Genomic DNA, 24,552 nt, shown 5'->3' with positions numbered 1-24,552 from the left:
GGGCGGGGGTACTTGGGCAGAAGGAAATAGGTGAGCAGCGGGTGTTTTAGCCGGCCGTGGGCAGGGCGGCCAGCTTTGCCGCGAATTCGGCTTTCAGCTCCACCGCCTTGGCATAGGCTTCTTCCGGCGTTTTGAACCCCTCCCCGTACTCGGTATTCATAAATGGAATGCTGGCTAGGGTTGGCCACCAAGCGATTTTGCCCCCTGTTTCTAAGTTCCAGAATTCGCGGGCAAAGGGCTCGGCATTGGCTAGGAATTCAATCTTCTCAGCTTCAGTTTTGAGCTTGCTGAAGGGCGCTTTCTGCCGGCGGAATTCGGCCTGCTTGCGGGTGGTTTCTTTGAAGTTGGTGGGCGTGGCCATGGGGAGCTAAGGGATAAACTCCAGCACGGCGGTGGCCGCCGCGCCGGGGTATTTGTTGGTGTAAGCCGCCTGTTGAGCGGTAATGTGTTTGTCGTAGTGGCCGTGGCACCGCTGGCACATCACGCCGAGGTTGGCGTCGCTGTGGTCGTCGAGCGTGTGGCTGAGGTGCACCACGTTGAGCCGGATGTGGAAGGCCTTGAAGCCGGCGGGTGCCGGCCGGCCTTCCGGCAGCGAGTGGAACTTGCCGCCGGCGTCGCGGTAGCCCCAGAGGTTGTTGCCGAGGCCGCAGCACTGGCACTTGTTGCCTTCGCGGGCCAGGATGCGGGGCCGGATGACCGTCTTCCAGTCGGCCGGGTAGTCTTTGTAGTCAATGGGCATGACTAGTACCGCAAGTCCGTCCAGTGAATGAGTTGGCCAGTGAAAGGCAGGCCGTAGAGCTGGTCGATGAAGCGGGCCAGTTCGTGGTAGCTGCCGAAGCCGTCGCGCCGGGCCAGTTCTTACCGCTCCTCAGGGGTGAGCCGGCGCTCGTCGATGAGCACGATGGGGTCAGCCGTGGGCGCCACGCGGATTTCGCGTTTGAAATGCACCTGCTGCACCGCCGTGGCCACCGCATCGGGCCGGAACTTGTTCCGCTTCTGGTGGTAGGAGCCTTGGTAGAACTGGATGCTCATGCTGGCGCGCCACCGGAAGCCAGCGCGGATGCTGTGGGGCTTCGTGCCGGCAACGATGGCCGGGATAAAGGTTTCTTTAAAGCCGAGTATCATTTGCGCAACTTGGAAGGAGTGAGCACGAGCGAAGCAATCCATGAGCCGGGACGATATTTAGGGCCCTGCCAATACTCCACGACTGCATATTCCGTCACCCGCTTATCCCAAGCGTGGTCGTGCGCATCAAGTAGGCATTCCAGGGCGTTGCCTCTGCGCTCGGTGTGAAGCCATTCCAGATAGAAATTGGACTGGCTCCGACTCAATGCCAGCGTGAACGTGGCCGGTGGCGCGGCCTTAAAGTCCAGGGCCAATTGGATGGCCTGCACCAGCGCAGGCGGCGCCGGCACTTGATTCGGCGTTGGAACCACTTGATTGGCCGGGTTCAGCGGGGAAATACGGGCCAGTTCCTCTACAATAGCCATCGTTTTCACTGCCACCGTCGCCACGCGGCCGAGCAGGTCCACCACCTGATTCAACTCGCTGGCTGTGAACTGCCGGCAGCGCGGAAAAAGCTGGTTCAAGGTAGCGTCTTTGTAGGGGCGCACCTGCTGGTTCCACTGGCTTAGCACGTGGTCTACGACGGCTTTGCCGCCTAGCTCGTACACCCACATCGCATCCGGCAGGCCCTCCAGAAACGGGGCATCGTTCAGCCGCACCGTGCCGGTGGCGCGGTCGGCGCTGAGCCGGTCGGGGCCATCGGGCCGGGCTTTCTTTACAATCAGGTGCCGGTTGCGAGCGGCAGGGTTTGGCGTACGCGCCGCCCGGTCGAGTTGGCGCAGCAGAGAGGGGTTGGTAGTCTTATTCATACCGTCGCCCCTCCTTCCTTCGCCGCCGGAATCCGGCCATCGGCCTTCATCTCGGCAATCACCTTCTCGATGGCTTTAGGCAGCAGGCCTTCGCGCTGCAGGCGCCGGCGCTCGAACAACTCCAGCCCAATGCCGCCCACGTTATCGACCTGGTGCAGCATGGCCATCAGGTTCTCGATTTCCTGCCGCACCTGCTTCATGGTCAGCTTGCGGTCGGTTTCCATGAACTGCGGCACCAGCTGCTGCACGTGGCGCGGCGTGGCGGCCCAGGTGCGCGGGTCCACGTAGCTGGCCACGTCGCTCAGGTCGAGCGGCACGGCGTCGAGCATGTCGAAGTAGCCGTGGTAGGCATCGAGCGTGTCGGCCAGGCGCACGGCCACTTCCAGGGCCACCTTCTTGCCTTCTGCGCCCATGCCGTCCGACATCTGCTTGTTGTTGATGGCGTGGGCCAGCTGCTTGGCATCGGTGGGCGTGAGGCCCGGCATCGTCTGCTTGATGCGCATGCGGCTGTCGGTGGCCTTGGTGAGCGAGCGGGTGCGCAGGGCAGCCAGGCCGTCGCGCACGCGGTCGGCCGCCGGGTCGGCCAAGTTGATGCCGAGGGTGGCCAGGTTGATGCCGGCGGCCTTGAACTCCGGCATCGTGAGGGCGGGTGTGGCGGTCGTCTTCATTTGAAAAGCAGGTACACAAATCCGAGGAATGCCAGCACCGACAGGGCACCGGTGAAATAGTCGCCGTCGCCGGTGATGGCGGTGAGCACTGCCCCCGAAATCACCACCACCGAAGCGAGGAAGTATTTGCCGAAATCTTTCATTATTCGGCCTCCCCCTGCTCTACCACCGGTGCCACATATTCCACAGCCAGCTTATTCAGCCGCTTCACAGCATCGAGCACAATCGGCACGTCCACTTCGCCGCAATCGGCCCAATCGTGGGCGGCATCTGGGTTGTGGTCGTTGTTCAGAATGGCTTCAATCCGCTCGATGGCCTCCAGCTCACGCGGCGTGAGGGCCGAGGCCAGTGCGGCGCGCACCATGGGCTCGGCTTTGAAAAGCCAGCGGCGCAGCCCATTGGCGCAGGCATCGTAGGTTTCAGACGACTCGCTGAAATCTTCGTTGAACGCCCGTTCTGAACGCTCACGCCAGCCGGCACAGAGTTGCTCAAGCTCATAGAGAATGCTCAGGTCAAGGCCTTCACCGCCGCGCTTCTCCTGCTCCAGCTCGGCAAGCCGTTTGCCCCAGCCCAGCGCGAACGCGAATACCTGCTCGGAGCCCGAAAACCCAAGCGTGAAATCGCTGCCGCCCTGCGCCGCGCGCTCGTTTTTCTCCCATACACGGGGAGAAAACTCCTCGGCTTGGTCGTTCTCGCTGCGGCCAGGGTACTGGGTACCCGGCTCGCGGGTGTCGAGCCACTTTTGATAGTGTTCATCTTCGCCCTCGTCGAACATGGATTTCAGGTGGTCATCGTAACGGTCCAGATACTGGCGGAAAGCCGTGTACTCAGCACTGTAAATGAATTTATTCAGGTACAGCGCCGGCTGCGAGTTGGTCATGTTCTCGGGGAAGCCGAGGAGCTTTTTCAACTCATTGCCGGTATTGGCGGCGGCCAAACTGTGGCGCTCTGTGCTGCCGTGGGTGGCCACGCAGTCGCCGGCGCTGTCGGCCGCTAAAATGATGAGGTGGGTAGCGCCAAGTTCCTCGCGGATGCTTTTGGCCTTTTCGATGGAAATGTTCATCTGAAAACGAAGAATTAAAAGTTGAATGACTAAGCCCCCAGCAGCTTCAGGCTGCCGGCTTTCGCCTGGTCGTAAATGGTTTGGCCGGTGGCCTCGTCGTAGTTGTAGGCCAGGAAGACTTGCAGCGGGTCCACCTGCTCGAGCAGAATCATGGCCACCTGGATTTGTACCAGCTCGTGCAGCGTGCGCCACGCCGTACGGCCGGCCTGCGCCTTCAGCTTCAGGCGCTGGCCGGCATCGAGCCGGGCCTTGCCACGGATGAACAGGCCGTACACCTTATTCACGTCGCTGGGCAGCCGGAACACGCGGGGTACCCCGTTCACCTGCATTTGGAAGAGGAAGCCGGCCACTTCCTTCTCCACGTACCACTTGCTCACCGACGTGGCGCCGGCTTCCACCAGCAGCTTCTCAATGGCGGCGGCCGAGTTCATGGCCGGCACCGTGGAGGTGTAGTTCTTGATGTTCATGGGCGTGCGGGAAGGCAGGGGAATGAGCGGCACGCGCTCATTTTGGAAGTATTGGCGGGTGGCAGTCATAGCGGTGCTCCTCCCAAAATTTTGTAGAGCAGCAGCGCGAATTCTTCCCACAGGCTGAGCGGCTGAGCGGCCGCGCGCGGGGCCGGCACTTCGCCCACGCCCTGGCAGGTGGGGCACGCCACCGTGATGGGCGGCAGGGCCTCGCTCGGCAGGTAGCCCAGCTGGAGGAAGAATTCGGCCACGGTGAAGTTGCCGGCTTGGGCGTGGTACTGCTTCCAGTGCGGGTGCACCACGCGGCAGTCGCCTTCGCAGGTGCGGCAGGACTGAATGATGCGCTTATTCAACGACCACCGCTCCTTTCTCAATGGCCCGTTCGACGGCCACCTGGTAAGCGGCCTCCGTTGCGGGTTGGCAGCTGCGAAACATGGGCAGCCAGCCGGTAAGGGGTTGAAGTTGAAACTCGAACTCGGCCGGAAAGTCAAAGGCGCCGGTGCCCTGGCTGCCTTCGAACACCGTCACGATTTCGAGGTACATGGGCCGGCCGTCCTCCGGCTTGCTCACCTTGATGAAGCTGTCGCCCAGGCTCTGGAAGTATTTCACCTCCAGCAGCTTGGAGAGAATGGTTTGCTCCACTTCCTCAAACTTGGCTTTGCCGGTTTGGCGCTCCTGTTGGCTGAGCGAAGGCCAGGCCTCCGTCAGCCGCACGTGCTGGTCGCCCAGCTCGCTGATAAGGCTGACGATATCAATCATCAACGCCTCGTTTTTCTTGGCCAGCTTACCCACAGCGCAGGCCTCCTTTCACCGCTACCAGGGGTGACTGGCTGAGGCGCGCGCGGCGCCCCAGCTCCTCGCCTTCCACGAACAGCAGCTCCTCGCGCAAATGCGGGTGCTCGCGGCTGGTTTCCTCGCGCACCCGGACCAGCTCCTCAGCCGGTGCAAACCGCACGACGTGGGCGGGCATGTGCTGCTCGCGCACAATGCCCAATTCTTTGAGGTTGACTTTGGCCGGCTCCGAGCCGACCATCGACGGAATGGTGAATAACATGATGAGATAAAAAAGAGGTGAGAGTGAGGGTATCAGCGGCCGAAACGCTCGGCCAACACGCGGGTGATTGCGGCCACCAGTGCCGTTTTATTGTCGAATTGGATTTGCCAGGCCGTGTGCCAGCCGTTCTCCTCGTAGCCCAGGCGCTGCTCCTCCAGCGATTTCACGCCTGCCTGCACGCGCTGCAGGGCTTGGAGCAGCTTCGCCTCCTGCTGGTCGGGGGCGGTCATTTGCAGCAGCAGGTCCACCATGCCGGCGGGGTTCTGCGGTGCGGCCACTTGGGGCATTTCCATCGGATTAGAGCAGTTTGGGTTGAAGGGACTCGGTGAGGGCAGTATTGAGCGACTTGATTTCCCGCTGCAGGCGGGCGCTGGCCTTGGTGTGGCGCAGGATGCTGTCGGTGAGCTGCTGCTTGGCATCGCCGTAGCCCGGGCCGGGCCGCAGCCCTTCCCGGTCTTTGGTTAGCTGGCTGATGAGCTGCTCGGTACTGGCCAGCTCCAGCCGCTTGGCGTTGAGTTCGGCTTGCAGGTCCATCAGGCGGCTTGGGCGTCCGACGTTTCGCCGGAGGTGGGGTACATGGCCAGCACCTTGGCCGAAGGCTCCAGCAAATGGAATTCCTCCCGGCAGTCGGTGAGGTCGATTTCGCGGATGCCGCCGGGCGCGGCCGTCAGCCACTGTTCGGCGTGGGTGGCGTTCTGCTCCACGGCCGAGCGCATGGCCAGCGGCATGGTGCCGTTCACGTACACCGTCAGGCCCCCATCGGGGCGCCACCAGCAGCCCACAATGAGCAGGGGGGCCAGCACCAAGGCCGCGCCGGGCTGCAGGGCAATCACGCGGCAGGCTTTGCTGCCGGGCGTGGGTGCCACGGCTTGCGGCGCTACACGAACGCGCCGGCCAGTGAAGGCGCTAATGAGGGAAACGGGCTGGCAAACAGGTTTTTTCATGGTGTTGGTGATGAGATAAATGGAGGAAAAGAATGCGGTAAAGGCTAGGCAGCCACCGACTCGGCCGCCTCTTCGGGCAGCAGGTGGGCGGGAATCTTGAAATCCGGAAGGGAATGTTTCACCATGGCCACCAAGTCGGTCAGGCTGATGGCCTTGCCCTGCTTCACATTCTGGAGGCGGGTCAGGCTGGCCTTGTGGCCGGCGCTGATGGTGGTGGCGGCAGCGTAGTAGGGCAATGCCTCACAGACGAGGGCCTGCAACGCATAGTATTTCTGCTTTTCGGTCATGGTGTTTGGACGTTTTCGCGGTGGGCTGCTTTACTTGCCGGAAGATGGTACAAACATACCGTACTAGCTTTCAATTTGATTCACTTTCTGAAATCATTTTGCAGAAATAGCTTTCAATTATATGCAAACGACTGTAGGTGAGCGAATAAAATTTCTGCTCGACCACTTCAAACTGAGTGCCCGGAAGTTCAGCCGTCAACTCGGTGTACCTGAAAACAATACTCAGAACTACCTGCCACCCAACCCACGTGAACCTGGTGCTTACTACCTGGAGAAGGTGCTGCTCAATTTTGAAAGCATCAACGCCCACTGGCTTCTGACGGGTGATGGTGACCCATTTTCCCCTGAAGCAGCTGAAGACTCAGGTATTTACCAGACAAACAAAAAATTTTCGCGCAGCCAGGTCATTGGCCAGGTGGCTGGGAATGCCACCCAAACCCATGGCAGTTCCGCCACCGAGGCGGCGATGAAGCGCGAGATAGAACTATTGCAAGCACAGGTCGCCGATAAAGAGCGCACTATCCAAATACTGATGAGCCAATCCCCACCACGATAGGGCCTTACCACTTGCCCTTCCCTCCTTTCCAACTCATGCCCGACGACTACCACCAAAGTCCACACATCCACGAAGTGAAGGGCGACGCGAACTACCACTACCACGAGGCCCCGCATCAAAAGCCCCGTCGCCCCATTCGGTGGGGTTGGATAAGTAGCGGAATTGCTGCGCTGGCTCTGGCCGGCGGCACACTGGTCACCACGCAGCTCAATGCCCGCCCGGTGTATTACTGTGCCAGCGAGAACGCCGTGAAATACCACACCGACGCCACCTGCTCACACCTGAAGCAGTGCAACGCGCGGGTGAAGTCCATGCCGCTCGGCCAGGCCAAGGACAAAATGGAACTGTGCAAAGCGTGTCACTAAAGCCAACCCTTTTCTTATGAAATCTACCCTTACCCTACTGCTGCTTTGCCTGTGCACCGGCTTCGCCCGGGCCCAGGCCCTCGACTCGCTAAAGTTTCCGCTCGATGCCGATACTCACCGCATCACCTACGCCGAGGTGGTGCCGGTGGAGGGTGCCAGCCAAGCCGAACTCTATGCCCGCGCCAAGCTCTGGTTTGCCAGCACCTTCAAATCAGCTAAAGATGTGGTGCAGGCCGAAGACAAAGAAGCCGGCGTGCTACAGGGCAAAGGCTGGCAGGACATCTACATCAAATCGATGGGCATTCCCTCAGCCTCCAAACTTTGGTACACCGTGAAGCTGGCCGTGAAGGATGGCCGGTACCGCTACGAAGTCACCGAGTTCGAAATCCAGAGCTACCCTTCCAAATACGTGTACAACCCCACGCCCACCTCGGCCGAAAGCATCCTGCTAAAAGAAAAAGTATCGGGCATGGTGAAGGGTATCATCCGGCAGGAACGGCAGCAAGTGGACGGCGCCGCGCACCAGCTGGTAACCGCCATTCGGTCGGGCATGGCCAAACCGGCCGCCGGCACCAGCGGCGGAAAATCGGACTGGTAAGGGCCCGGTTTGCATACAAATAGGCGGGCAACAATCTAAGGGACAGAATAGCACGGTCTTCCGGCTCCGGGTACTTTTCTCCTGGTTTAAACTGCTTAAAAGCAGTTTAAATCGCACAAAAACCGACTTCCCGCAACCTTTGCGGAAGTCGGTTTTTTTTTGCCTTTCCGGTATTGTGATGGAGCTCTTGAAAAAGTGACATTCAGGCAAAAGTGGAAAGCAACTGATGTACAGAGACGGGCCTGGCCTACACCCGTGCTTTCCCGTGGGTGGGAGAAGGCCGCGGCAGAGCTTGCCCAAACAGCGAGGAGCCGAAGCCTTAGTTTTTCACAGGTGTTGTACAAAACCTGCAGGCTTTTCCGTAGTAAGTAAGCAAGCATTACCGACTCAGCTGTTTGTAAAGGGCGCTTGGGCGGTGCCAGTCATCGCCGGACTTATAGGATTTCAATGGAAAAAGACCCTTCCCCCGAATCAGCCGCTGCGCTGCTCCTGTTGAATTCTGAAGAGGAATTCCGGCTGTTTTTAGCGGCCAGCTTCGACATCGTGTACAAAATGAGCGCCGACTGGCAGTACATGTACCGGCTGATTGGCAAAGACTTTCTGGCCGATACCCTGGCGCCCACCGAGACATGGATGGCGCGCTACATCCCGGCCCCGCAGCAGCGCGAAATGCTGGACTGGATTGCCCAGGCCATTCGGGCCCAGGGCGTGTTTGAGCATGAACATCAAGTGTTTCTACCCGACGGGTCGGTGGGCTGGGTGCAGTCGCGCGCCGTGCCGGTACGCAACGCCCAAGGCGAAATCAACGAATGGCTGGGCACGGCCATCAACGTGACGCCGCGCATTCAGGCCGAAAAGGCATTGGTTCACCAGCAGCACGCCCAGTTCATCGCCGTTCAGGAAGCCGAAGAGGCCGAGCGCAAGCGCATTGCCGAGGGCCTGCACAACGGCATCGGCCAAACCCTTTTCGCAGTCAAGCTGCGCCTGGAACAGTCGCGGGTGCTGCTGCCCGCCCCCAGCGCCACCATCAACGAGCTGCGCCAGGAAACCGACGACCTGCTGGCCGATGCCATTCGCCAGGTCCGGGCCCTCTCGCACGAGCTCGTGCCGATGGTGCTGGAAGAGTTTGGGCTGGCGGCGGCCATTAAGGACTTGTGCCAGAAAATGAAAGGCGTGACCCTGCGCGTGAAATGCCGGGTGCAACTCGAGTCCGAATTGCCGCTTCTGCCGGGGGCGCTCCAGCTGGCCCTCTACCGCATTGCCCAAGAGCTGCTGCAAAACGTGGTGCGACACGCCACTGGCGCCACCCGCGCCAGTGTGGACCTGGAAAACGTGCCGGGGTTTGTGCTGATGCGCGTGGAAGACAACGGGCCGGGCTTTCCCGCCCACGCACCGGCGGCGAAAGCCGGCCTGGGCCTGCGCAGCATCCGCGACCGGGTGGCGCTACTCGGCGGCGTCATCGAGGTGGGCAAGCTGTCGGGCTCCGGGGCCTACGTGCGCCTCCGCCTCCCGGTGCTGTCTGAATAAGGCCCAACGACTGCAGGCTTCAGGGCCTGCCGGGGTATTTTTGTGAATCCAACGCATTTTGCTGAATGCCGATTTAGAAAGCAGCAACCTTAACGCGGACCATCCTCACTACTAGGCCGGCTGCGCTTTGCAGCAGTTGGCTGGGCTTTATCGCTGCCTTTAGCGCCGACTCGCTCATCGCAACTGCCTCCCCCCAATTAAAATTAACTATTATCAACCTAATAATCAAACAAATAGCACCCTACGCGGCATGCAGAATGACGTAGAGTGAGCTCAGCGAGATGACCACCCACAGCACCACGCCCAGCACGAAGGGCCGCCCCCCTACGGCCCGTATTGCTCGGGCCGACAGCCCCGCGCCGATAAAAAACAGCGTGACGGTGAGTCCGATTTTGGCCAGGTGCGTTATGAAAGGCGCCAGAGGGCGCACGGCGGGCACGTAGGTATTAAGCAACATGGCGGCGATGAAGCCCGCAATGAAATAAGGCAGTTTCACCTTCACGCCCCGCTGCCGGAACGCCAGGGCGGTACAGATGGACACCGGAATTATCCAGAGCGCGCGGGCCAGCTTCACGGTGGTGGCTACCTGCAGGGCCTGGGCGCCATAGGCGGCCGCCGCCCCTACCACCGAGCTGGTGTCGTGGATGGCAATGGCGCACCAAAGCCCAAACTGATTTTGCGTGAGAGCCAAGGCATGGCCGATGGGCGGAAAGGCAAAGAGCGCCAGTGCATTGAGCACGAACACCGTGCCCAGGGCCACCGATATTTCTTCGTCCTTGGCCCGCAGCACTGGCGCTACGGCAGCGATGGCCGAGCCCCCGCAGATGGCCGTGCCGCACGAAATCAGGTGCACCACGGTGCGGCCCAGCCCCAGCCACCGGCCCACGAAATAGCCCAGCCCCAGCGTGCCCACCAACGATACCACGGTGAATAAAATGCCCTCCCGGCCGGCCTGCACCGCCGCGTGGGCATTCATGCCAAAACCCAGGCCGATGACCGAAAATTGCAGCAGCTTTTGCGTGAGGCCCTTGGTTTGCTGGGCAAACGGATTGCCCACGGTTTGGGCCAGCACCAGGCCCAACGCCAGGGCCAGCGGCGGCGATGCCCAGGGCGTGAGGCAAAACACAAGCACGACGCTAAACACCACCTGCTGCAGCGAGAATTCCCAGCCAAACAGCCGATGCGGCGCGTGCAGGCCCTCGGAAAAACGGCTTCGGCGGGCCGCCTCCGCGGCGGTGTCCGCAGCGGGCGCTACTGGCGCGGCAGGCTGGGGTGCAGGCTGCGGTGGTGCGGTGGTAGGAGTACTCATGGGGGCCATAGTAGTTACAGCCCAAAGGTACGGCCAGGCCAATGGCCTGGGTTATTCAAAGTTGTTATAATGAATTACCATTGGTAATAGCATGCTTCAGCATAAAATTGCCAAACGCTTCTAATTTGGTTTAGAGCGCCTTTTTAGCGCTGGCTTGCACAAATGAGAGGAATCGCAGGGCCGCCCGCAGCAACGGCTGGCCCTGCACCCATACCGCATCGAACTGCCGGGGCAGATGCAGCCCCTCAATGGGCACGATTTCGAGCGCGCCGCCAGCCAGCTCGCGGGCCAGCGCCCGGCGCGACACGAAGCCAATGGCCCCAGGCGCGGCCTCCAGATACGCTTTGATGGCTTCGGTATTATCGAAATAAAACGCCACTCGCAGGCTGCTGAGCTTGATTTGGAGTTCGCGGAGGGCGTATTCCAATACTTCGAGGGTGCCGGAGCCGCGCTCCCGCAACACCAGCGGATGGGCCAGCGCCTCGGCCAGCGGCAGGGAAGCCAGTTGCGGCCGGCCGGGGGTGGCCCGGCGCACAGCCACCAGTTCGTCGGGTAAGAGGAGTTCGTAGTGCAGGTCGCGGGAGCGGGAGCGGCCTTCCACCATGCCTAGGTCGAGGTCGCCGCGCAGCAGGGCCTGGGCAATGTGCTCAGAATTGGCGTTGAGCAGCGTAAGCTGCACCCGGGGGTAGGCGGCCTGAAAGGCGGGCAGGAGGCCGGGCAGCACGTACTGGCTGAGTGTGGTGCTGGCGCCCAGGCGCAGGCGGCCGGTGGCTTCGTCGGGGTGGTGCAAGGCCTGGAGCTGGTCGTCGAGCAGCCGGGCGGAGGCGGCCACGGTGTCGGCGTGGGCCAGCAGCAGGCGGCCTGCCTCGGTGAGGGCTACGCGGTTGCCGCTGCGCTCCAGCAGGCGCTGGCCGTGGGCGCGCTCCAGCTCGTGAATGTGCTTGGTGACGGCTGGCTGCGTGATGAACAGCTCCTGCGCCGCCTTGGTGAAGTTGAGGTGCCGGGCCACGGCCTGGAAAACCCGCAGGCGAAAATCAGACATGCCCGCAAGGTAACCAGGCCTACTTGCCGCGCCGCACCAGGCAGCGCAGCGGGCCCATCGTGCGTATGCGTACCCAAAGCAAAGGCACCGGCCGCGGCCCCGGGGCCTAAGTTTTCGCACCTTTGCAGCTATACTTTTCGCGCTGATGACTCCTCCTACTTCGTTCCCTAAATTTCGCTTGGCTCTGGCGGCCGGCTTTGGTTCACTTGTCCTTCTTTCCGCAGCCGGCTGCAGCAAGCCGGCCGCCAAAAGCATGAGCCGCGACTACCTGGTTTATTTCGGCACCAATGTGAGCTCCGAGCAGGAAAACTCCATTTTCCTCTACCGCCTCACCACCGCCACCGGGCTGCTAACGCCCGTGAGCGCCCACCGGGGCGGGGCCAGCCCCACCTACCTCACGATGCCCGCCGGGCGGCGCTACCTGTATGCGGTGAGCGAAACCCAGACGTTTCAGGGGGCCAAAGGCGGGGGCGTGAGCGCCTTTGCCGTGGACCAGCGTACCGGCGGCCTCACGATGCTCAACCAGCAACCGTCGGCCGGCGCGTCGCCGTGCTACATCAGCCTCGACCGCGCCGAGAAAGCCGCCCTGGTGGCCAACTACGTGGGCGGCAACGTGGCCCTGCTGCCCATTGCCGCCAACGGCCAACTGGCCGCCCCCAGCGCCGCCGACCAGCACCAGGGCTCCGGCCCGCACAAAAACCAAACCGCCGCCCACGCCCACTGCATCATCCCCGACCCGGCCAACACCTTCGCCTTTGCCGTGGACCTGGGCACCGACCAGGTGGTGGGCTACCGCCTGGGCGCCGCCCAGGGCCAGCTCACGCGGCTGCCTGAACCTGCTTTCACGGCCAAGCCGGGCGCTGGGCCGCGCCACCTCGTTTTCCATCCCAACGGCAAGCAGGCGTACTTGATTAACGAGCTGAACTCGACCGTGACGGCGCTGGCCTATGATGCGTCGGCGGGCAAATTCAAGGAGCTGCAGTCGGTGTCGACGCTGCCCAAGGGCTTCAGCGGCGAGAACTCCTGCGCCGACCTGCACGTTTCGCCCGACGGGTTGTACCTATACGCCTCCAACCGCGGCCACAATAGCATTGCCGTGTTTGCCATCGATACGTCCAACGGCACCCTGGCCCCCATCCAGTACATGAGCACCCAGGGCAAGACGCCGCGCAACTTCGCGCTCACGCCCTCGGGCCGCCTGCTGCTGGTGGCCAACCAGAATTCCAACAATGTGGTGACTTTCCGCGTGGATGGCCAAAACGGCCTGCTCGCTCCTACTGGCCAGACCATTGAGGTGCCTTCGCCCATGTTCGTGCAGGTGGTAGAGGATTTCACGCGCTAAGTGCGTGGAAGCCCTGAACGTCCTGCCGAGCGCCGCTGAGGCATCTCGCGGGCAGCAGTGACCAAAATCGTTACACCGATTAAGTTGCGTTGCGCACGCGAGATGCCTCGGCGGCGCTCGGCAGGCCCACCTTCTGCCGCGCCAACGTTGCGTTTGCGAAGCAACGCGCGCCGCCGCGCCGCGTAAGCGGGCCTGCCGGGCCACTTTTCAGGCACCGGCTCCACTCCCTTCGCTATGCCCGACTCCTACGAACCCGCCCGCGAGCTGCAATTTCCGCTCTACGTGAAGGCGCCGCTGATACTGCTGGGCCTGGCCCTGGCCGTGTTCACCATTCACATTGCCAGCGAAATCATCTTTCCGCTGTTTTTCGCGGCCATTTTCGCCATCATGCTGCACCCCGTGGAGCAGTGGCTGCTGCGGCACCGGGTGCCCAAGCTGCTGGCCATCACCCTCACGGTGGTGCTGGGCGTGACGGCCCTGCTGGGCCTGCTCTACTTCATCTACCTCGAAGCCTCGCAGCTTTCCAGCCAGATGCCGCTCTTCAAGAAGAAGTTTGCCGAAACCACGGCCGAGGTGCACCAGTGGCTGCAATCGCGCTTCGGCGTGAGCGACCAGAAGCTGCAGGGCTACCTCAGCGAAGCCGGCAACCGAGCGTCGGCCCTGTTGGGCGGCACGCTTTCGGCGGTGTCGGGGCTGCTGGTGGTGGCCACGCTCATTCCGGTCTATATCTTTTTGCTGTTTCTGTACCAGCGGCGGCTAGTCGATTTTCTCACCCAGGTGTTCTCGGGGCACCGGCAAGACACCGGCGTGGCCGAGGTGCTGCGCGAGAGCAAGGCCACCATCCAGAGCTACATGGTGGGTTTGCTCATCGAAGCCAGCATCGTGGCCACGCTCAATACCACCGGCCTGCTCATCATTGGGGTGCCGTATGCGCTGCTGCTGGGCGTGCTGGGCGCGCTGCTGAATTTTATTCCCTACATCGGCGGGCTCATTGCCATTGCCCTGCCCATGCTCATGGCCTTCGTCACGAAGCCTGGCTACGGCCACGCCATTGCGGTGCTGGGCGTGTACATGGTGATTCAGTTCGTCGACAACCACTACCTTATTCCGCGTATCGTGGCCTCCAAAATCAAGGTCAACGCGCTGGTGGCCATTGTGGGCGTGCTGGTGGGCAATGCCATTGGCGGCATCGCGGGCATGTTCCTGGCTCTGCCGGTCATCGCCATCCTCAAAATCGTGTTCGACCGCATTGCGCCCCTCAAGCCCTGGGGCATGCTGCTCGGCGACGAAGAAACCCCGCGCGGCCGCCGCATCAACCCGCCTTCCAAAGAGGCCGTGGCGTCGGAAAAGGTGATTCCGTCGGCTGGGTAAGGCTTTCTGTCGGTTGGCGCACCGCGAAGGGCCTTATCACGTCAGGAAATTCCGACGTGATAGGACCCTTCGCGGTGCGCCAACTGACACGTGTAATTCAATTTTGTTAAAACCGGGCAATCAGCCGCAGGTTCACTACGCGCTGCGAGAGGTAGCTGGGCACGGCGTAGGTGCGGCCGTTCACGTCCTGCAGGTAGCTGTAGCCGGCCACGTTGTTGGCGGCCAGCACATTCAGAATCTCCAGGCCCAGCCACAGGCTCTCAAAGCTGTAGAAATGCGGCTTGGGGGCGTTGATGTTTTTTAGGCCGATAACTTTGGAAAAGCCCAAATCGACGCGCTTGTAGCTGCGCACCAGGTCGGCGGTGCCGCGCAGGTCGGGCTCGTTGGGCGGGCTGAAGGGCAGGCCGGTGCCAAACACCAAGTTCACGTAGCCGCGCACGGAGGGGTTGTTGGGCAAATGGTCCTGGAAGAAAATGCCCAAATTCAGGCGCTGGTCCTGCGGGCGGCGGATGTAGCCCTTGGGCTCGCGCCCGGTTTTGTTGCCGTCGCCGTCGTACACATTGATGGAGTCGCCGGCCACGTTTTCGCGGGTGGTGAGCACGCCGAGGCTGAACCACGACTCAGCCCCCTTCACAAACTCACCGCTCAGGCGGGTGTCGAAACCGGCCACGTAGGCACGGGCGTTGTTTTTGGCGAAGTAGCGCAGCCGCACGTTGTCCACGTCGTAGGGCACTACGTCGGTGAGGTGCTTGTAGTAGGCTTCGGCCGAAAGCTTAAAAGGCCGGCCAAACTGCTTGAAGTTGATTTCCTCGCCCACGATGAAGTGGTAGGACTTCTGGGCCCGCAGCTCGGGGTTCAGGTAGGCCTGCTGCACGCCTTGGCTGATGGTTGTCTGGTCGCGCAGCTCGCGGTAGAACGGCGGCTGGTAATACACGCCCACGGCCGCCTTGAACGAGCGGTTGGGGTGTCGGCGGCTGATTTGCGAGTACTGCACCCGCGGGCTGATAACGAGTTGGCCGTTGGTGCTCCAGTAGTGGGCCCGGGCGCCGTAGGTGAGCGTACGCAGCGAATCGAAAGCCCAGGTGTCCTGCACAAAGCCCTGGCTGCGGGTGCTGAGCAAACTCAAATCGGAGCGCAGGCGCAGGCGGCGCGCGTCGGGCACAAAGTCGGCCGAATCGGCAAAGCTGTACTCGTCGAGCGTGTCCGATATTTTTTCGCGGCCGACTTTGGCGCCCCAGCGAACCGTGTGGGCGCTGGTGGGCGTCCAGCGGCCACGGGTTTCGGCGGTGAAGATGCGGGCCGTGAGGAAGTTGCGCGAGTGCCGGAACTGCGAGCCAATGTCGCGTTCCCGCACCGTTTGGTTGAAATCGCGCGAGGTAGGGTCGCGGTTGATGTCGGCAAACCGGTAGGCTGCTTCCACGTCGCGAAATTCGAACTCGCGCGAAATCAGGGCCGAGCCCAGCAGCTCCATCTGCAGGCGCGACGAAAAGTCGTGCTTCAGGTTGAAGCCACTCTGGTAGGTGTCGAACTGCATGCGCTCCCGGCCATCGTAGGCAATGAAAACGCGGGTGAACTGGTTGGTATTGGTCGAGAACGTAGCCTGCCCGGTCTCGGGCGAAAACCGGTAGTCGTTGTGCGCAATCACGCCTAGCAGGCCCAGCGTCGTACGCTGCAGGTCCTCTTTTTTGCCCAGGCCGATGTTTACATATGCCTGCGCATCGTAAAACGTGGGGTTGTAGCCGCCCTGCTGCTGCCGCAGCGAGCTGAGCACGTACTGCGCATTTTTATACCGCACCCCGGCCAGGTAGCTCACCCGGCCATTGGCCGAGCGGGCCTCGGCGTGGGCCGCGCCACCCACCAGGCTGGCCGTGAGCGAGGCCGCGAATTTCTCCGGCGTCTTGTAATCCACGCTCAGCACCGAGGCCAGCTTATCGCCGTACTTGGGCTGCCAGCCGCCGCTGCTGAATTCGACCTGCTTCACCAGGTCGGCATTGACGAAGCTCAGGCCTTCCTGCTGCGCCGAGGTGACAAGAAACGGCCGGTAAATCTCAAACCCGTTGACGTACACCAGGTTCTCGTCGTAGTTGCCGCCGCGCACGTTGTAGGTGCTGCTCAGCTCGTTGTTGGACTGCACGCCGGGCAGCGTCTTCAGAATGGCGTTGAAATCGCCAAACGGGGAAGGAATCTCCTTGGCGGCGCGCGGGTCGATGCGCGTGATGCTGACCTGCTCGCGGGTGTCGGCCTGGTCGGCGCGAGCCGTCACCCGCACGTTGCTCAGCGCCTTGGTGTCGAGGCGCATGGTGAGGGCCAGGGGCTTGTCGGCATCAGCCGGCAGGCGCAGCAGAATGCGCAGGGGCAGATACCCCAGCCGGCGCACCACCAGCACGGCGGCCTGGCCCCCCGTGGGCACCCGCACCGACAGCGAGAAAACCCCTTCGGCCGAGGTATTGGCCCCGCCGGGCTGGCCCTCCACTCCCACCGAAGCCAGCTCCAGCGGCTGTCCATTGGCATCGCGCAGCGTACCCGTCAGGGTGATGACACCGGCTTGCGCCGGCACGGAAAGTGCGGGCGTTTGGGCCATTACGCCGGGCGAGGCCAGCAAAAGCACGAGGCAGCAAGCCGTCGCCGGGGCAGTCAGGAAGGGCCTCATGGGCGGCAGACAGGGGTAATTGTTTGTTTCACAACCGAGAAAACGCCGGGGGCCGGCCACTATTGCCTGCGTCGCGCCACCGTGTCGGCGTCAAGGGTTTCCAGGCCCGACAGGTACTCGCGCATCCGGGCCAGGGTGGCCACCGGCCCCTCGGGCGCGCTGAACACGAAATTGCCGGCCACTAGCACGTCGGCGCCGGCTTCCACCAGCGGCCCGGCATTGGCCAGGCTCACGCCGCCATCTACTTCAATCAAGGCATCGGAGCCCACATTATCCAGCAGCTCTTTCAGCATGGCCACTTTTTTCAGGGTATTCGGAATGAAGGCCTGCCCGCCAAAGCCGGGGTTCACCGACATCACTAGCACCACGTCGAGGTCGGCGGCAATGTCTTCGAGCAGCGCCACGGGCGTGTGCGGGTTCAGGGCCACGCCGGCGCGGCAGCCCAACTGCTTGATTTGCTGCACCACGCGGTGCAGGTGCGGGCAGGCCTCGTAGTGCACCGTGATGCTGGCCGCGCCCGCGTCGCGGAAAGCCGCCAGGTAGTGCTGGGGCTCCTCAATCATCAAATGCACGTCGATGGGCTGCTTGGCGTATTTAGCCACGGCCTGCAGCACAGGCAGGCCGAAGGAGATGTTGGGCACAAAGCGGCCGTCCATCACGTCGAAGTGCAGCCAGTCGGCGGCGCTGTCGGCCAGCCGCTCGGTTTCGGCTTGCAGGTTGGCCAAATCAGCGGCCAGAAAGGACGGGGCCAGCAAAGGGGCGCGGCGGGTTGCGTTCATGGTGGCGAAGATACAGCCGCCGGGCCCTCCCCGATACGCCTTGGCCGCGCTGCCGGCCCTACTTTTGCGGCAGCCCACCGGGCACCACCCATTCGTTTTTATGCAGGCGGTTGAGCACCCCACAGCTCATTGTTCATTGCTTACTGTTAATTGACCCGAAGTGCCTCACCTCGTCCCTCTCCTCATCCGCGGCATCAACAACCTCTCCGACGCCCGCTACTGCGCCGGCATGGGCGCCGACAAGCTCACCTTCGTCCTCGACCCCGCCCTGCCCGGCCATCTCGACGTTAAAACCGTGAAAGAGCTGGCCGGCTGGATAGCCGGCGTGGAGCTAATTGGCGAGTTCGACCAGCTCAGTGCCCCCGAAATCAACGCCGTAGCCGCCGACTGCGGCCTCGATGCCGTGCTGCTCCGCTCCGCCCGCACGGCCGACGAGCTGGCCGAAATCGCCCCGCCGGTTTACGTGGAGCTGGCCACGGCTGAAAGCGCCCCAGCTTCATTTGCCGCCGTAATCGGCTGGGTACTGGAACTGCCTTCTTCTGAAAATGACCTTGCCCTGCTGCGCCAGCTGGGGCTGGAGCGCCCACTGTGGCTGGGCCCTGGCCTCTTCCCCGACCAAGCCCGCGAAATGGCTACTCAACTGCCCATCGCCGGCCTTTCATTCCCCTCGGGTGATGAAGTGAAGCCTGGCCTGCGCGACTTCGACCAGCTGGAAGCCGTGTTTGAAGCGCTGGAAGTCGATTAGCAAACGCAGAAAGTATTATTGAGAACGTCATGCTGAGCGCAGCCGAAGCATCTCTACTGCTGCACTAAATCAAATTAGTTGCGCGGTAGAGATGCTTCGACTGCGCTCAGCATGATGTTACAACTTTACTCCCAGCTTTGACTCTTGGGTCATTTCCTAAGTCAGCCGGAACTGCACGTACTTGATGGGCACGCCCACCGCCCGGTACTTGCCCTCAAAATTTGTTTGGATGGCCTGCGCTTCCGTGAATTCCGCGCCGGTTTCGGCGTACAGGTCGCGGGTGAAGCGCTCGATACGGGCGCCGGGCCGGGCGGCCAGCGTTTCCAGCGTGTACTCAAATAGCCCTTCGTTGTCGGTTTTAAGGTGCAACAGGCCGCCAGGCGTCAGCAGTTGCTCATAAAGCGCCAGAAAACGCGGCGACGTGAGCCGGCGCTTGATGTCACGGTCGCGCGGGCGTGGGTCGGGAAAGGTTATCCAGATTTCAGCCAGCTCGTGGGCACCAAACTGGGCCGCCAGCGCCTCCGCGCGCATGCGTACGAATCCTACGTTGGTCAGGCCCAGCTCAGCAGCGCGGGTGCTGCCGCGCCAGATGCGCTCCCCTTTGATATCAAGACCCAAAAAGTTGCGGCTGGGATGCCGTTGGGCCAGGCCCACGGTGTACTCCCCTTTGCCGCAGCCCACTTCCAGCGTCAGCGGGTGGGGCTCCTGAAAAAAATCGGTGCGCCAACGACCGCCGAGCTGCTCGTATTCGGGTTTGCCCGGCTCGATGATGTCGGGGCGGGTGGCGTTGTCTTGAAAACGCTGAAGTTTAATGCGAGGCAAATTCTATAGTTAATGAAAATGAGGAATGCAGAATGAAAAAGGGCCCGAACCGCGAATTGCGCCGATTCTATACTTCTTATTCTGCCTTCTTAATCGTTATAAAGCTCATCGACTTCCGCCACCACAAAGGTGCTGCCCCCAATAAAGACCACATCTTCGGGCGCGGCAGCGGCTCGGGCAGCTGCCACGGCGGCAGCTACTGAGGCATAGGCCTGGCCCGCCAACCCCAGCTCGGCGGCCTGCCGGGCCAACTCGGCCGTGGGCAGGGCGCGCGGAATGTTGGCCGCGCAAAAATAGTAAGTGGCTTCGCGCGGCAGCAGCGCCAGCATACCGGCCACATCCTTGTCGTTCACGGTGCCAATGACGAGGTGCAGGCGCTGGTGCGGCACGCGCTGCAGCTGCCGCATCACCATGGCTAGGCCCGCCGCGTTGTGGCCCGTGTCGCACACCACCAGCGGGCGCTGGCCGATGATGCTCCAGCGGCCCCGCAGGCCGGTGAGCTGCGTGACTTGCCGCAGGCCGGTGCGTACGGCCGCTTCGGTAATTCGGAAACCCTGGGCTCGCAGCTCATCGAGGGTAGCCAGCACGCCGGGCAGGTTGTGTTGCTGGTAGTCGCCGGGCAGGCCCAGCTCGGCATTGGGCAGGTACGGGCGGCCGTGCTGCGTCACGTTGAGGGGACGCAGGCCGGTTTCCGGCGCGGGCTCGCCGGCGAAAGTAGCCTGATAAACCTGGTCGCCAAAAACCAGGTGGGCCAGCTTGGCGGCGGCTTCGCGCTCAAAAACCGGCGCCACCTCCGGCTGCGTCTGGCTGACCACCACCGGAATACCCGGCTTGATGATGCCGGCTTTCTCCCCGGCAATTTCCGGCAGTGTGTTGCCCAGCAACGCCTGGTGGTCGAAGCTAATGTTGGTGATGAGCGAAACCAGCGGCGTGATGATATTCGTGGAATCGAACCGCCCGCCGAGACCCACTTCGATAATGGCCACATCGACCCGCTGCTCGGCGAAATAGGCGAAGGCCAGCGCCACGCACATCTCAAAAAACGACGGCTGCACCTGCTCAAACAACGGCCGCCAGCGCGCCACCCACGCCACCAGATAGTCGGCCGGCAGCTCCTGCCCGTTCACCCGAATGCGCTCTGTGAACTCCCGCAGGTGCGGCGAGGTGTAGAGGCCCACTTTGTAGCCGGCCGCCTGCAGCGTGGCCGCCAGCAGGTGCGAACTGCTGCCCTTGCCGTTGGTGCCGGCCACGTGCACGCTCCGAAACCGGCGCTCCGGGTGGCCCAGCGCTTCGGCCAGGGCCAAGGTGTTGCCCAGCCCTTTTTTGAAGCCCGCGGCCCCTACGCGCTGAAACATGGGCAGCTGTTCGTAGAGGTAGGCAAGGGTTTCGGAATACGTCACGGCAGCAACCAGAATATCGGGTGAAAGCGCAAATTAAGCCCGCTGTCACTTAACCTCACTAAAAAGCCCCGCCGACTGGCTAGCAGAAGGCGGGGCTTTCAAGGGGTAAAACGCGAATCAGCGAACGGTGAATTTGAAGGTATAGAAGCCCGTGGCGCCACCGGCAGCCGCGTTAGTCTTAACGAAATTGGCATCGAGCAGCTTGTCGCGGCACAGCTTCTCCTGCGCCGCCGAAACGTTGCCCGACACTTTCGTGACGGCCAGCACTTCACCATCATCGGCAATTTTAATCTTGAAGCGAATCTGGCCCGAGTTGTCATCCACGGCCTCCACGTTGGGCGTGCTTTCGAAGCGCCAGCCGCTCATCTCCAGCCCTCCGCTGCCGGGGCTGCTGCCCGAGCCGCCGCGGCCGGGCGCGCCGTACAGTGCCTTGGCGTCAAGCGTACCGTTGGGGTCGCCCTGGTCGCCCACGGCGCCGGGGCGGTCGCCGTTGTTGTTGCCGGTGGGTGTATTGCTGGAGCCGTTCACGCCGTTACCGCCACCGGTAGCGCTGCCTTTGGGCGAGAACGTCACGGCCACCTGCCGCTTGGGCTTGGGGGCCACCTTCACTTCTTCTTTGGGAGGCGCAGGGGTTTCAACAGGGGCTTCTGAAACGGGGCTTTCCTCGGCTTCACTGGTGATAATCTTTTCCTGAGAGGGCGGCGTGGGGTCGGGCGTGGCGGCCGTGGCGGGGCGCGGCTGCGGGTCGGGGCTGGCGATGGGCGGGCGGCTGTCCTCGCGGTTGGGCGAGTTGTTGGCCGTGGCCATGCTCTGCACATCGCCCGAGCCGGCTTCGTCGAGGCCGTAATTCAACTCCACGCCATCGCCGCCACCCAGCGGGGCCAGTGGCGGGTTCGGCCCTTTAAACACCATGAAGATGAACAGCAGCAGCAGCACCCCATGGACCACCAGGGTGCCAATCAGGCCCTCGCGGCGATGCGGTTCTTGATAGTCAATGGCCATGAGCTATAGGGTATGAGGGTAAGGGGGTATGAGGGCAGGAGTTGGCAACTCAGCCAGTACGAAGGCACCAAAGAGTTAGCTGTACTTCAAACTCCTACCCTCACACCCGCCTACCCTGAAAACTATTTGCCAGCCGCCTGCTGGGCCTGCGTGGCCATCACCATTTTCAGCTTGAGGCGGTTGCCGATTTCCAGAATGTCAACCAGCTTCTGAACGTTCAACGAGTTGTCGACCCGCAGCACCACGGTGGGCTGCTCCTCGGTGGGCGCCGTGCCCACCAGGGCCACCAACTCGGGCTCTACCATGGCCGGGTTCACCGGTTTTTTGTTGACGTAGTACATGCCCGCCGCATCCACCGAAATGGTGATGGGCTGCTTCATCACCTGCTTGCTGGATTTGGCATTGGGCAGCAACAACTTGATGACGTTGGGGTTAACCAGCGTCGACGCAATCAGAAAGAACAACATCAGGAAGAACATGATGTCGTTCATGGCCCCGGTTTCGACGTGCGAGGTGAGGCGATGGCGGCGGGAAAGATTCATAACTGGATGAGTTATGAATTATGATTTATGAGCTAAGAATTGTTGACTTAAGGCTTTCCTTATCGGTTCAAGCCCCAACTCATAATTCATAACTCATAATTCATAATTCACTTAATTGTCCTGTAGAATGTCCATGAACTCAATGGCCGAGTTTTCCATGCGGAACACCATGCGCTCGACGAGGATGCTGAGCCAGTGGTAGCCCACGTGGGCGATAATGCCCACGATGAGGCCCGTGGCCGAGGTCACCAGCTTAACATAAAGACCATCGGCTACCTGCGGAATACCGAATTCCTTGGTAGCAGCAATGGAGTAGAAAATCTTGATAACGCCGATGATGGTGCCCACGAAGCCAATCATAGGCGCGATGCCGGCGATGATGCCCAGGATGCTGATGTTCTTTTCGAGGCGGGCAATTTCAATCTTGCCCACGTTCTCCACGCTGGTTTCGATTTCCTTCAACGGCAGGCCGATGCGGCGCAGGCCTTTCTCCACCATGCGGGCCAGCGGCGAGGCCGTTTGGGCGCACAGCAGCTTGGCGCCGGCCAAATCGCCTTTCACCATGAGCGAGCGAATGCCGTTCATGAAGGTATCGGGGTCACCGGCGGCGCGGCGGATGGTGAAGTAGCGCTCGATGATGATGTAAACCGACACGAGGGACAGTGCCACTAGCGGAATCATAATCAGGCCGCCGCGCAGCAGCAGGTCGATAACCGGGACGCTCGTATCGGCAACCGGGGCGGTTGCAACAGTGGTAGCAGTATCGACAGCGGCGGGCGCCACTTGCAGGAGGAATGCGGACATGCGGGGAATTAAAATTTCAGAGTGTTGTAGTCGCAGCGCGTGCTGATGCGCAAGCGCTGGGCTTCGCGCTGGGCCGAAGCCAGGTCGGAGTAGTCGCCGGCCGTGAGGCGGAAGTAGCGGCTGCCCGGGTACGGCAGAATAATCCGGGTTTTGTGACCGGTGCGGGCCAGCACTTTCCGGCCCTTCTCGGCATTGGCCAGGCTGCCATAGGCGCCGGCAATGACGTAATAACGGCCGGTACGGGTTTTAATTGTCGTAGAAACCGGGGCGGCGGGCGCCTTCGCTACAGGAGTTACGGCTGCAACGGGCGGCGGAGTGGCCGAGGCAGACGTCAGTGCCGGAGTATTGGCTACGGCGGGCGTGGCGGTCGGTTTGGTCGGTTCAACTTTTGCCGGCGTTTCGGCTTTGGCTGCTACTGTTGCTTCGGCGGTAGCAGGGGCAGTTGTGGCGGCAATATTGGTTTTCGGAACGGCCGCAACCGGCACTTCCGGCAGCGTGGCTTCGGGTGCGGCAGTTGCGGACGGCGTAGTGGCCGGCGTGGTTTCCACGGGCGTCATGCCTTCCGAGGCCAGGGCATTATCGCCAAAATTATGCTGGCCCAGGGTGGCCTGCTGTGGCTCCGTCAGGTATGACGCGGGTGCGGTCGCACTTTGTGCCCATTCTACTTTGGGCAGTTGGCCCTGCCAGCGGGACGCCAGGTAGCCTTTGTTCTGCAAAAGCTGATAATTAGCCAGAATCAACAAGCTGGCCGCAATGGCGATGATGCCACCGGGCAGCAGGCGGGCCAGCCGGGTGCGCCGGGCCCCCGCGCCGCGCAGGGCCGGCTGCGGCTGCTTGGGCCGGGTGTTGGCGGCGCGCACGGGCCGCGCCACCAGCTCGGGCAGCCCAAAGGCGGAGGCCAGCAGGTTGTCGGTGCCGGTGTACTCGAAGGCCAGGCCCCGGCCGGCGGCCCGGCGGAAAACGCCGATGCCCGGCAGCTCGGTGCGGTTGGTGTCGTCGAGTTCCTGCTGGAGGTTGGCCACGGCGGCGCGCACGGCTTCGCGGGCCTGGGCAATGGGCAGGCCCAGGTGCTGGCTGAGGGCATCGACGAGCAGGCCGTCGTTGCGGGTCAGGGCCTGGTTGAAGGCCACTAATTTAGAGGGCGGGCTCAGGGACTGGCGACCGGGCTGGGCCCTTGCCGACGATGCATCGGCCACGAGCCCCCCAAAATCCGGGATAATCACGCAGTCGTGGTCACGGAGCAAGGGGCGGATGTGGTCGGCTAAATGCATGGTGGGGTCTTAGGTACTTGGGGTCTTGGGGACTTAGTTGACTTGGGTAGCCGGCCAAAAAACCAAGTCC

General features: G+C 62.1%; 32 protein-coding genes. 7 read left to right on the top strand and 25 right to left on the bottom strand.

The genetic code is table 11. The features are described from left to right. Positions 1–46 precede the first annotated feature (46 nt). The 15 genes from Q5H92_RS22810 to Q5H92_RS22740 all read right to left on the bottom strand — a co-directional run bounded on the left by Q5H92_RS22810 (position 47) and on the right by Q5H92_RS22740 (position 6,357). Positions 47–361, bottom strand: coding sequence for a hypothetical protein (locus Q5H92_RS22810; protein WP_305013880.1), 315 nt, complete (start codon positions 359–361; stop codon positions 47–49). Positions 362–367: 6 nt separating this feature from the next. Continuing rightward, the gene (locus Q5H92_RS22805) at positions 368–739 is read right to left on the bottom strand and encodes a hypothetical protein (protein WP_305013879.1); all 372 of its coding nucleotides are present in this window, start codon (positions 737–739) and stop codon (positions 368–370) included. Positions 740–858: 119 nt separating this feature from the next. Continuing rightward, the gene (locus Q5H92_RS22800) at positions 859–1,125 is read right to left on the bottom strand and encodes a hypothetical protein (protein ID WP_305013878.1); all 267 of its coding nucleotides are present in this window, start codon (positions 1,123–1,125) and stop codon (positions 859–861) included. Further along, complete coding sequence (locus tag Q5H92_RS22795) at positions 1,122–1,874, bottom strand: hypothetical protein (RefSeq protein WP_305013877.1); 753 nt, start codon at positions 1,872–1,874, stop codon at positions 1,122–1,124. The genes Q5H92_RS22800 and Q5H92_RS22795 overlap by 4 nt, the downstream gene beginning before the upstream one ends. After that, positions 1,871–2,542, bottom strand: a complete 672-nt coding sequence (locus Q5H92_RS22790; RefSeq protein ID WP_305013876.1) for a hypothetical protein — start codon at positions 2,540–2,542, stop codon at positions 1,871–1,873. Before Q5H92_RS22790 ends, Q5H92_RS22795 begins: the two co-directional genes overlap by 4 nt. Beyond that, on the bottom strand, positions 2,539–2,685 hold the full coding sequence (locus Q5H92_RS22785; protein ID WP_305013875.1) for a hypothetical protein: 147 nt from the start codon (positions 2,683–2,685) through the stop codon (positions 2,539–2,541). The genes Q5H92_RS22790 and Q5H92_RS22785 overlap by 4 nt, the downstream gene beginning before the upstream one ends. Beyond that, positions 2,685–3,605, bottom strand: a complete 921-nt coding sequence (locus Q5H92_RS22780; RefSeq protein ID WP_305013874.1) for a hypothetical protein — start codon at positions 3,603–3,605, stop codon at positions 2,685–2,687. The genes Q5H92_RS22785 and Q5H92_RS22780 overlap by 1 nt, the downstream gene beginning before the upstream one ends. Before the next feature lie 29 nt (positions 3,606–3,634). Beyond that, positions 3,635–4,141, bottom strand: a complete 507-nt coding sequence (locus tag Q5H92_RS22775; protein WP_305013873.1) for a hypothetical protein — start codon at positions 4,139–4,141, stop codon at positions 3,635–3,637. Beyond that, positions 4,138–4,425 carry a hypothetical protein gene (locus tag Q5H92_RS22770; RefSeq protein WP_305013872.1) on the bottom strand — a complete coding sequence of 96 codons (288 nt, stop codon included), beginning with the start codon at positions 4,423–4,425 and terminating at the stop codon, positions 4,138–4,140. The genes Q5H92_RS22775 and Q5H92_RS22770 overlap by 4 nt, the downstream gene beginning before the upstream one ends. Further along, the gene (locus Q5H92_RS22765; protein WP_305013871.1) at positions 4,418–4,831 is read right to left on the bottom strand and encodes a hypothetical protein; all 414 of its coding nucleotides are present in this window, start codon (positions 4,829–4,831) and stop codon (positions 4,418–4,420) included. Before Q5H92_RS22765 ends, Q5H92_RS22770 begins: the two co-directional genes overlap by 8 nt. Positions 4,832–4,856: 25 nt before the next feature. Next, positions 4,857–5,126, bottom strand: coding sequence for a hypothetical protein (locus tag Q5H92_RS22760; RefSeq protein WP_305013870.1), 270 nt, complete (start codon positions 5,124–5,126; stop codon positions 4,857–4,859). A 32-nt stretch (positions 5,127–5,158) separates the two neighbouring features. Beyond that, positions 5,159–5,413 carry a hypothetical protein gene (locus Q5H92_RS22755; RefSeq protein ID WP_305013869.1) on the bottom strand — a complete coding sequence of 85 codons (255 nt, stop codon included), beginning with the start codon at positions 5,411–5,413 and terminating at the stop codon, positions 5,159–5,161. 10 nt (positions 5,414–5,423) lie between these two features. Continuing rightward, the gene (locus Q5H92_RS22750; protein WP_305013868.1) at positions 5,424–5,660 is read right to left on the bottom strand and encodes a hypothetical protein; all 237 of its coding nucleotides are present in this window, start codon (positions 5,658–5,660) and stop codon (positions 5,424–5,426) included. Then, positions 5,660–6,070 carry a hypothetical protein gene (locus tag Q5H92_RS22745; protein WP_305013867.1) on the bottom strand — a complete coding sequence of 137 codons (411 nt, stop codon included), beginning with the start codon at positions 6,068–6,070 and terminating at the stop codon, positions 5,660–5,662. The genes Q5H92_RS22750 and Q5H92_RS22745 overlap by 1 nt, the downstream gene beginning before the upstream one ends. Before the next feature lie 44 nt (positions 6,071–6,114). Further along, the gene (locus Q5H92_RS22740; protein WP_305013866.1) at positions 6,115–6,357 is read right to left on the bottom strand and encodes a hypothetical protein; all 243 of its coding nucleotides are present in this window, start codon (positions 6,355–6,357) and stop codon (positions 6,115–6,117) included. 121 nt (positions 6,358–6,478) lie between these two features. Here Q5H92_RS22740 and Q5H92_RS22735 point away from each other — a divergent pair, with 121 nt between their 5' ends. The 4 genes from Q5H92_RS22735 to Q5H92_RS22720 all read left to right on the top strand — a co-directional run bounded on the left by Q5H92_RS22735 (position 6,479) and on the right by Q5H92_RS22720 (position 9,403). Further along, positions 6,479–6,913, top strand: coding sequence for a helix-turn-helix domain-containing protein (locus Q5H92_RS22735; protein WP_305013865.1), 435 nt, complete (start codon positions 6,479–6,481; stop codon positions 6,911–6,913). 35 nt (positions 6,914–6,948) lie between these two features. Continuing rightward, positions 6,949–7,278: a hypothetical protein gene (locus tag Q5H92_RS22730; protein WP_305013864.1), complete on the top strand. Its 330-nt coding sequence runs from the start codon at positions 6,949–6,951 to the stop codon at positions 7,276–7,278. A 16-nt stretch (positions 7,279–7,294) separates the two neighbouring features. Further along, on the top strand, positions 7,295–7,876 hold the full coding sequence (locus tag Q5H92_RS22725) for a DUF4468 domain-containing protein (RefSeq protein WP_305013863.1): 582 nt from the start codon (positions 7,295–7,297) through the stop codon (positions 7,874–7,876). Between the two features lie 447 nt (positions 7,877–8,323). After that, entirely contained in the window at positions 8,324–9,403 is a 1,080-nt protein-coding gene (locus tag Q5H92_RS22720) for a PAS domain-containing sensor histidine kinase (RefSeq protein WP_305013862.1), read from the top strand. 241 nt (positions 9,404–9,644) lie between these two features. Here Q5H92_RS22720 and Q5H92_RS22715 read toward each other — a convergent pair whose 3' ends face one another. Then, the gene (locus Q5H92_RS22715) at positions 9,645–10,712 is read right to left on the bottom strand and encodes a YeiH family protein (protein ID WP_305013861.1); all 1,068 of its coding nucleotides are present in this window, start codon (positions 10,710–10,712) and stop codon (positions 9,645–9,647) included. Between the two features lie 130 nt (positions 10,713–10,842). Continuing rightward, a complete protein-coding gene (locus Q5H92_RS22710; RefSeq protein ID WP_305013860.1) occupies positions 10,843–11,754 on the bottom strand; it encodes a LysR substrate-binding domain-containing protein in 912 nt (303 codons plus the stop codon). A 253-nt stretch (positions 11,755–12,007) separates the two neighbouring features. Here Q5H92_RS22710 and Q5H92_RS22705 point away from each other — a divergent pair, with 253 nt between their 5' ends. Together Q5H92_RS22705 and Q5H92_RS22700 are read left to right on the top strand one after the other, a co-directional pair. Further along, positions 12,008–13,096: a lactonase family protein gene (locus Q5H92_RS22705; protein WP_305013859.1), complete on the top strand. Its 1,089-nt coding sequence runs from the start codon at positions 12,008–12,010 to the stop codon at positions 13,094–13,096. Positions 13,097–13,330: 234 nt separating this feature from the next. Next, positions 13,331–14,467 carry an AI-2E family transporter gene (locus tag Q5H92_RS22700; RefSeq protein ID WP_305013858.1) on the top strand — a complete coding sequence of 379 codons (1,137 nt, stop codon included), beginning with the start codon at positions 13,331–13,333 and terminating at the stop codon, positions 14,465–14,467. 106 nt (positions 14,468–14,573) lie between these two features. Here Q5H92_RS22700 and Q5H92_RS22695 read toward each other — a convergent pair whose 3' ends face one another. Both Q5H92_RS22695 and rpe read right to left on the bottom strand, forming a co-directional pair. Beyond that, positions 14,574–17,117: a TonB-dependent receptor gene (locus tag Q5H92_RS22695; protein WP_305013857.1), complete on the bottom strand. Its 2,544-nt coding sequence runs from the start codon at positions 17,115–17,117 to the stop codon at positions 14,574–14,576. Between the two features lie 59 nt (positions 17,118–17,176). Then, the gene (gene rpe / locus Q5H92_RS22690; RefSeq protein ID WP_305013856.1) at positions 17,177–17,896 is read right to left on the bottom strand and encodes a ribulose-phosphate 3-epimerase; all 720 of its coding nucleotides are present in this window, start codon (positions 17,894–17,896) and stop codon (positions 17,177–17,179) included. A 160-nt stretch (positions 17,897–18,056) separates the two neighbouring features. Here rpe and Q5H92_RS22685 point away from each other — a divergent pair, with 160 nt between their 5' ends. Continuing rightward, complete coding sequence (locus Q5H92_RS22685) at positions 18,057–18,641, top strand: beta/alpha barrel domain-containing protein (RefSeq protein ID WP_305013855.1); 585 nt, start codon at positions 18,057–18,059, stop codon at positions 18,639–18,641. Between the two features lie 156 nt (positions 18,642–18,797). Here Q5H92_RS22685 and trmB read toward each other — a convergent pair whose 3' ends face one another. The 6 genes from trmB to Q5H92_RS22655 form a co-directional block, all read right to left on the bottom strand. Beyond that, a complete protein-coding gene (gene trmB / locus Q5H92_RS22680; RefSeq protein WP_305013854.1) occupies positions 18,798–19,463 on the bottom strand; it encodes a tRNA (guanosine(46)-N7)-methyltransferase TrmB in 666 nt (221 codons plus the stop codon). A gap of 89 nt (positions 19,464–19,552) precedes the next feature. Continuing rightward, a complete protein-coding gene (locus Q5H92_RS22675; protein ID WP_305013853.1) occupies positions 19,553–20,863 on the bottom strand; it encodes a bifunctional folylpolyglutamate synthase/dihydrofolate synthase in 1,311 nt (436 codons plus the stop codon). A 117-nt stretch (positions 20,864–20,980) separates the two neighbouring features. After that, entirely contained in the window at positions 20,981–21,865 is an 885-nt protein-coding gene (locus Q5H92_RS22670) for a hypothetical protein (RefSeq protein WP_305013852.1), read from the bottom strand. A gap of 122 nt (positions 21,866–21,987) precedes the next feature. Then, entirely contained in the window at positions 21,988–22,407 is a 420-nt protein-coding gene (locus Q5H92_RS22665; protein ID WP_305013851.1) for an ExbD/TolR family protein, read from the bottom strand. 111 nt (positions 22,408–22,518) lie between these two features. Beyond that, entirely contained in the window at positions 22,519–23,211 is a 693-nt protein-coding gene (locus tag Q5H92_RS22660; RefSeq protein ID WP_305013850.1) for a MotA/TolQ/ExbB proton channel family protein, read from the bottom strand. 8 nt (positions 23,212–23,219) lie between these two features. Further along, positions 23,220–24,482 (bottom strand): HU domain-containing protein, encoded by a 1,263-nt coding sequence (locus Q5H92_RS22655; protein WP_305013849.1) that lies wholly within the window; start codon positions 24,480–24,482, stop codon positions 23,220–23,222. Positions 24,483–24,552 lie beyond the last annotated feature (70 nt).

It is taken from the genome of Hymenobacter mellowenesis (assembly GCF_030581005.1).
Taxonomy (GTDB): Bacteria; Bacteroidota; Bacteroidia; order Cytophagales; family Hymenobacteraceae; genus Hymenobacter; species Hymenobacter mellowenesis.
The sequence above is the reverse complement of the archived record's forward strand: the minus strand, read 5'-3'. Positions and strand labels throughout refer to the sequence as shown.

Bases quoted from the DNA above. Each gene is read 5' to 3' on its own strand.
- Q5H92_RS22810 (WP_305013880.1), bottom strand. From the start codon at position 361: ATGGCCACGCCCACCAACTTCAAAGAAACCACCCGCAAGCAGGCCGAA.
- Q5H92_RS22805 (WP_305013879.1), bottom strand. From the start codon at position 739: ATGCCCATTGACTACAAAGACTACCCGGCCGACTGGAAGACGGTCATC.
- Q5H92_RS22800 (WP_305013878.1), bottom strand. From the start codon at position 1,125: ATGATACTCGGCTTTAAAGAAACCTTTATCCCGGCCATCGTTGCCGGC.
- Q5H92_RS22795 (WP_305013877.1), bottom strand. From the start codon at position 1,874: ATGAATAAGACTACCAACCCCTCTCTGCTGCGCCAACTCGACCGGGCG.
- Q5H92_RS22790 (WP_305013876.1), bottom strand. From the start codon at position 2,542: ATGAAGACGACCGCCACACCCGCCCTCACGATGCCGGAGTTCAAGGCC.
- Q5H92_RS22785 (WP_305013875.1), bottom strand. From the start codon at position 2,685: ATGAAAGATTTCGGCAAATACTTCCTCGCTTCGGTGGTGGTGATTTCG.
- Q5H92_RS22780 (WP_305013874.1), bottom strand. From the start codon at position 3,605: ATGAACATTTCCATCGAAAAGGCCAAAAGCATCCGCGAGGAACTTGGC.
- Q5H92_RS22775 (WP_305013873.1), bottom strand. From the start codon at position 4,141: ATGACTGCCACCCGCCAATACTTCCAAAATGAGCGCGTGCCGCTCATT.
- Q5H92_RS22765 (WP_305013871.1), bottom strand. From the start codon at position 4,831: ATGATTGATATCGTCAGCCTTATCAGCGAGCTGGGCGACCAGCACGTG.
- Q5H92_RS22760 (WP_305013870.1), bottom strand. From the start codon at position 5,126: ATGTTATTCACCATTCCGTCGATGGTCGGCTCGGAGCCGGCCAAAGTC.
- Q5H92_RS22755 (WP_305013869.1), bottom strand. From the start codon at position 5,413: ATGCCCCAAGTGGCCGCACCGCAGAACCCCGCCGGCATGGTGGACCTG.
- Q5H92_RS22750 (WP_305013868.1), bottom strand. From the start codon at position 5,660: ATGGACCTGCAAGCCGAACTCAACGCCAAGCGGCTGGAGCTGGCCAGT.
- Q5H92_RS22745 (WP_305013867.1), bottom strand. From the start codon at position 6,070: ATGAAAAAACCTGTTTGCCAGCCCGTTTCCCTCATTAGCGCCTTCACT.
- Q5H92_RS22740 (WP_305013866.1), bottom strand. From the start codon at position 6,357: ATGACCGAAAAGCAGAAATACTATGCGTTGCAGGCCCTCGTCTGTGAG.
- Q5H92_RS22735 (WP_305013865.1), top strand. From the start codon at position 6,479: ATGCAAACGACTGTAGGTGAGCGAATAAAATTTCTGCTCGACCACTTC.
- Q5H92_RS22730 (WP_305013864.1), top strand. From the start codon at position 6,949: ATGCCCGACGACTACCACCAAAGTCCACACATCCACGAAGTGAAGGGC.
- Q5H92_RS22725 (WP_305013863.1), top strand. From the start codon at position 7,295: ATGAAATCTACCCTTACCCTACTGCTGCTTTGCCTGTGCACCGGCTTC.
- Q5H92_RS22720 (WP_305013862.1), top strand. From the start codon at position 8,324: ATGGAAAAAGACCCTTCCCCCGAATCAGCCGCTGCGCTGCTCCTGTTG.
- Q5H92_RS22715 (WP_305013861.1), bottom strand. From the start codon at position 10,712: ATGAGTACTCCTACCACCGCACCACCGCAGCCTGCACCCCAGCCTGCC.
- Q5H92_RS22710 (WP_305013860.1), bottom strand. From the start codon at position 11,754: ATGTCTGATTTTCGCCTGCGGGTTTTCCAGGCCGTGGCCCGGCACCTC.
- Q5H92_RS22705 (WP_305013859.1), top strand. From the start codon at position 12,008: ATGAGCCGCGACTACCTGGTTTATTTCGGCACCAATGTGAGCTCCGAG.
- Q5H92_RS22700 (WP_305013858.1), top strand. From the start codon at position 13,331: ATGCCCGACTCCTACGAACCCGCCCGCGAGCTGCAATTTCCGCTCTAC.
- Q5H92_RS22695 (WP_305013857.1), bottom strand. From the start codon at position 17,117: ATGAGGCCCTTCCTGACTGCCCCGGCGACGGCTTGCTGCCTCGTGCTT.
- rpe (WP_305013856.1), bottom strand. From the start codon at position 17,896: ATGAACGCAACCCGCCGCGCCCCTTTGCTGGCCCCGTCCTTTCTGGCC.
- Q5H92_RS22670 (WP_305013852.1), bottom strand. From the start codon at position 21,865: ATGGCCATTGACTATCAAGAACCGCATCGCCGCGAGGGCCTGATTGGC.
- Q5H92_RS22665 (WP_305013851.1), bottom strand. From the start codon at position 22,407: ATGAATCTTTCCCGCCGCCATCGCCTCACCTCGCACGTCGAAACCGGG.
- Q5H92_RS22660 (WP_305013850.1), bottom strand. From the start codon at position 23,211: ATGTCCGCATTCCTCCTGCAAGTGGCGCCCGCCGCTGTCGATACTGCT.
- Q5H92_RS22655 (WP_305013849.1), bottom strand. From the start codon at position 24,482: ATGCATTTAGCCGACCACATCCGCCCCTTGCTCCGTGACCACGACTGC.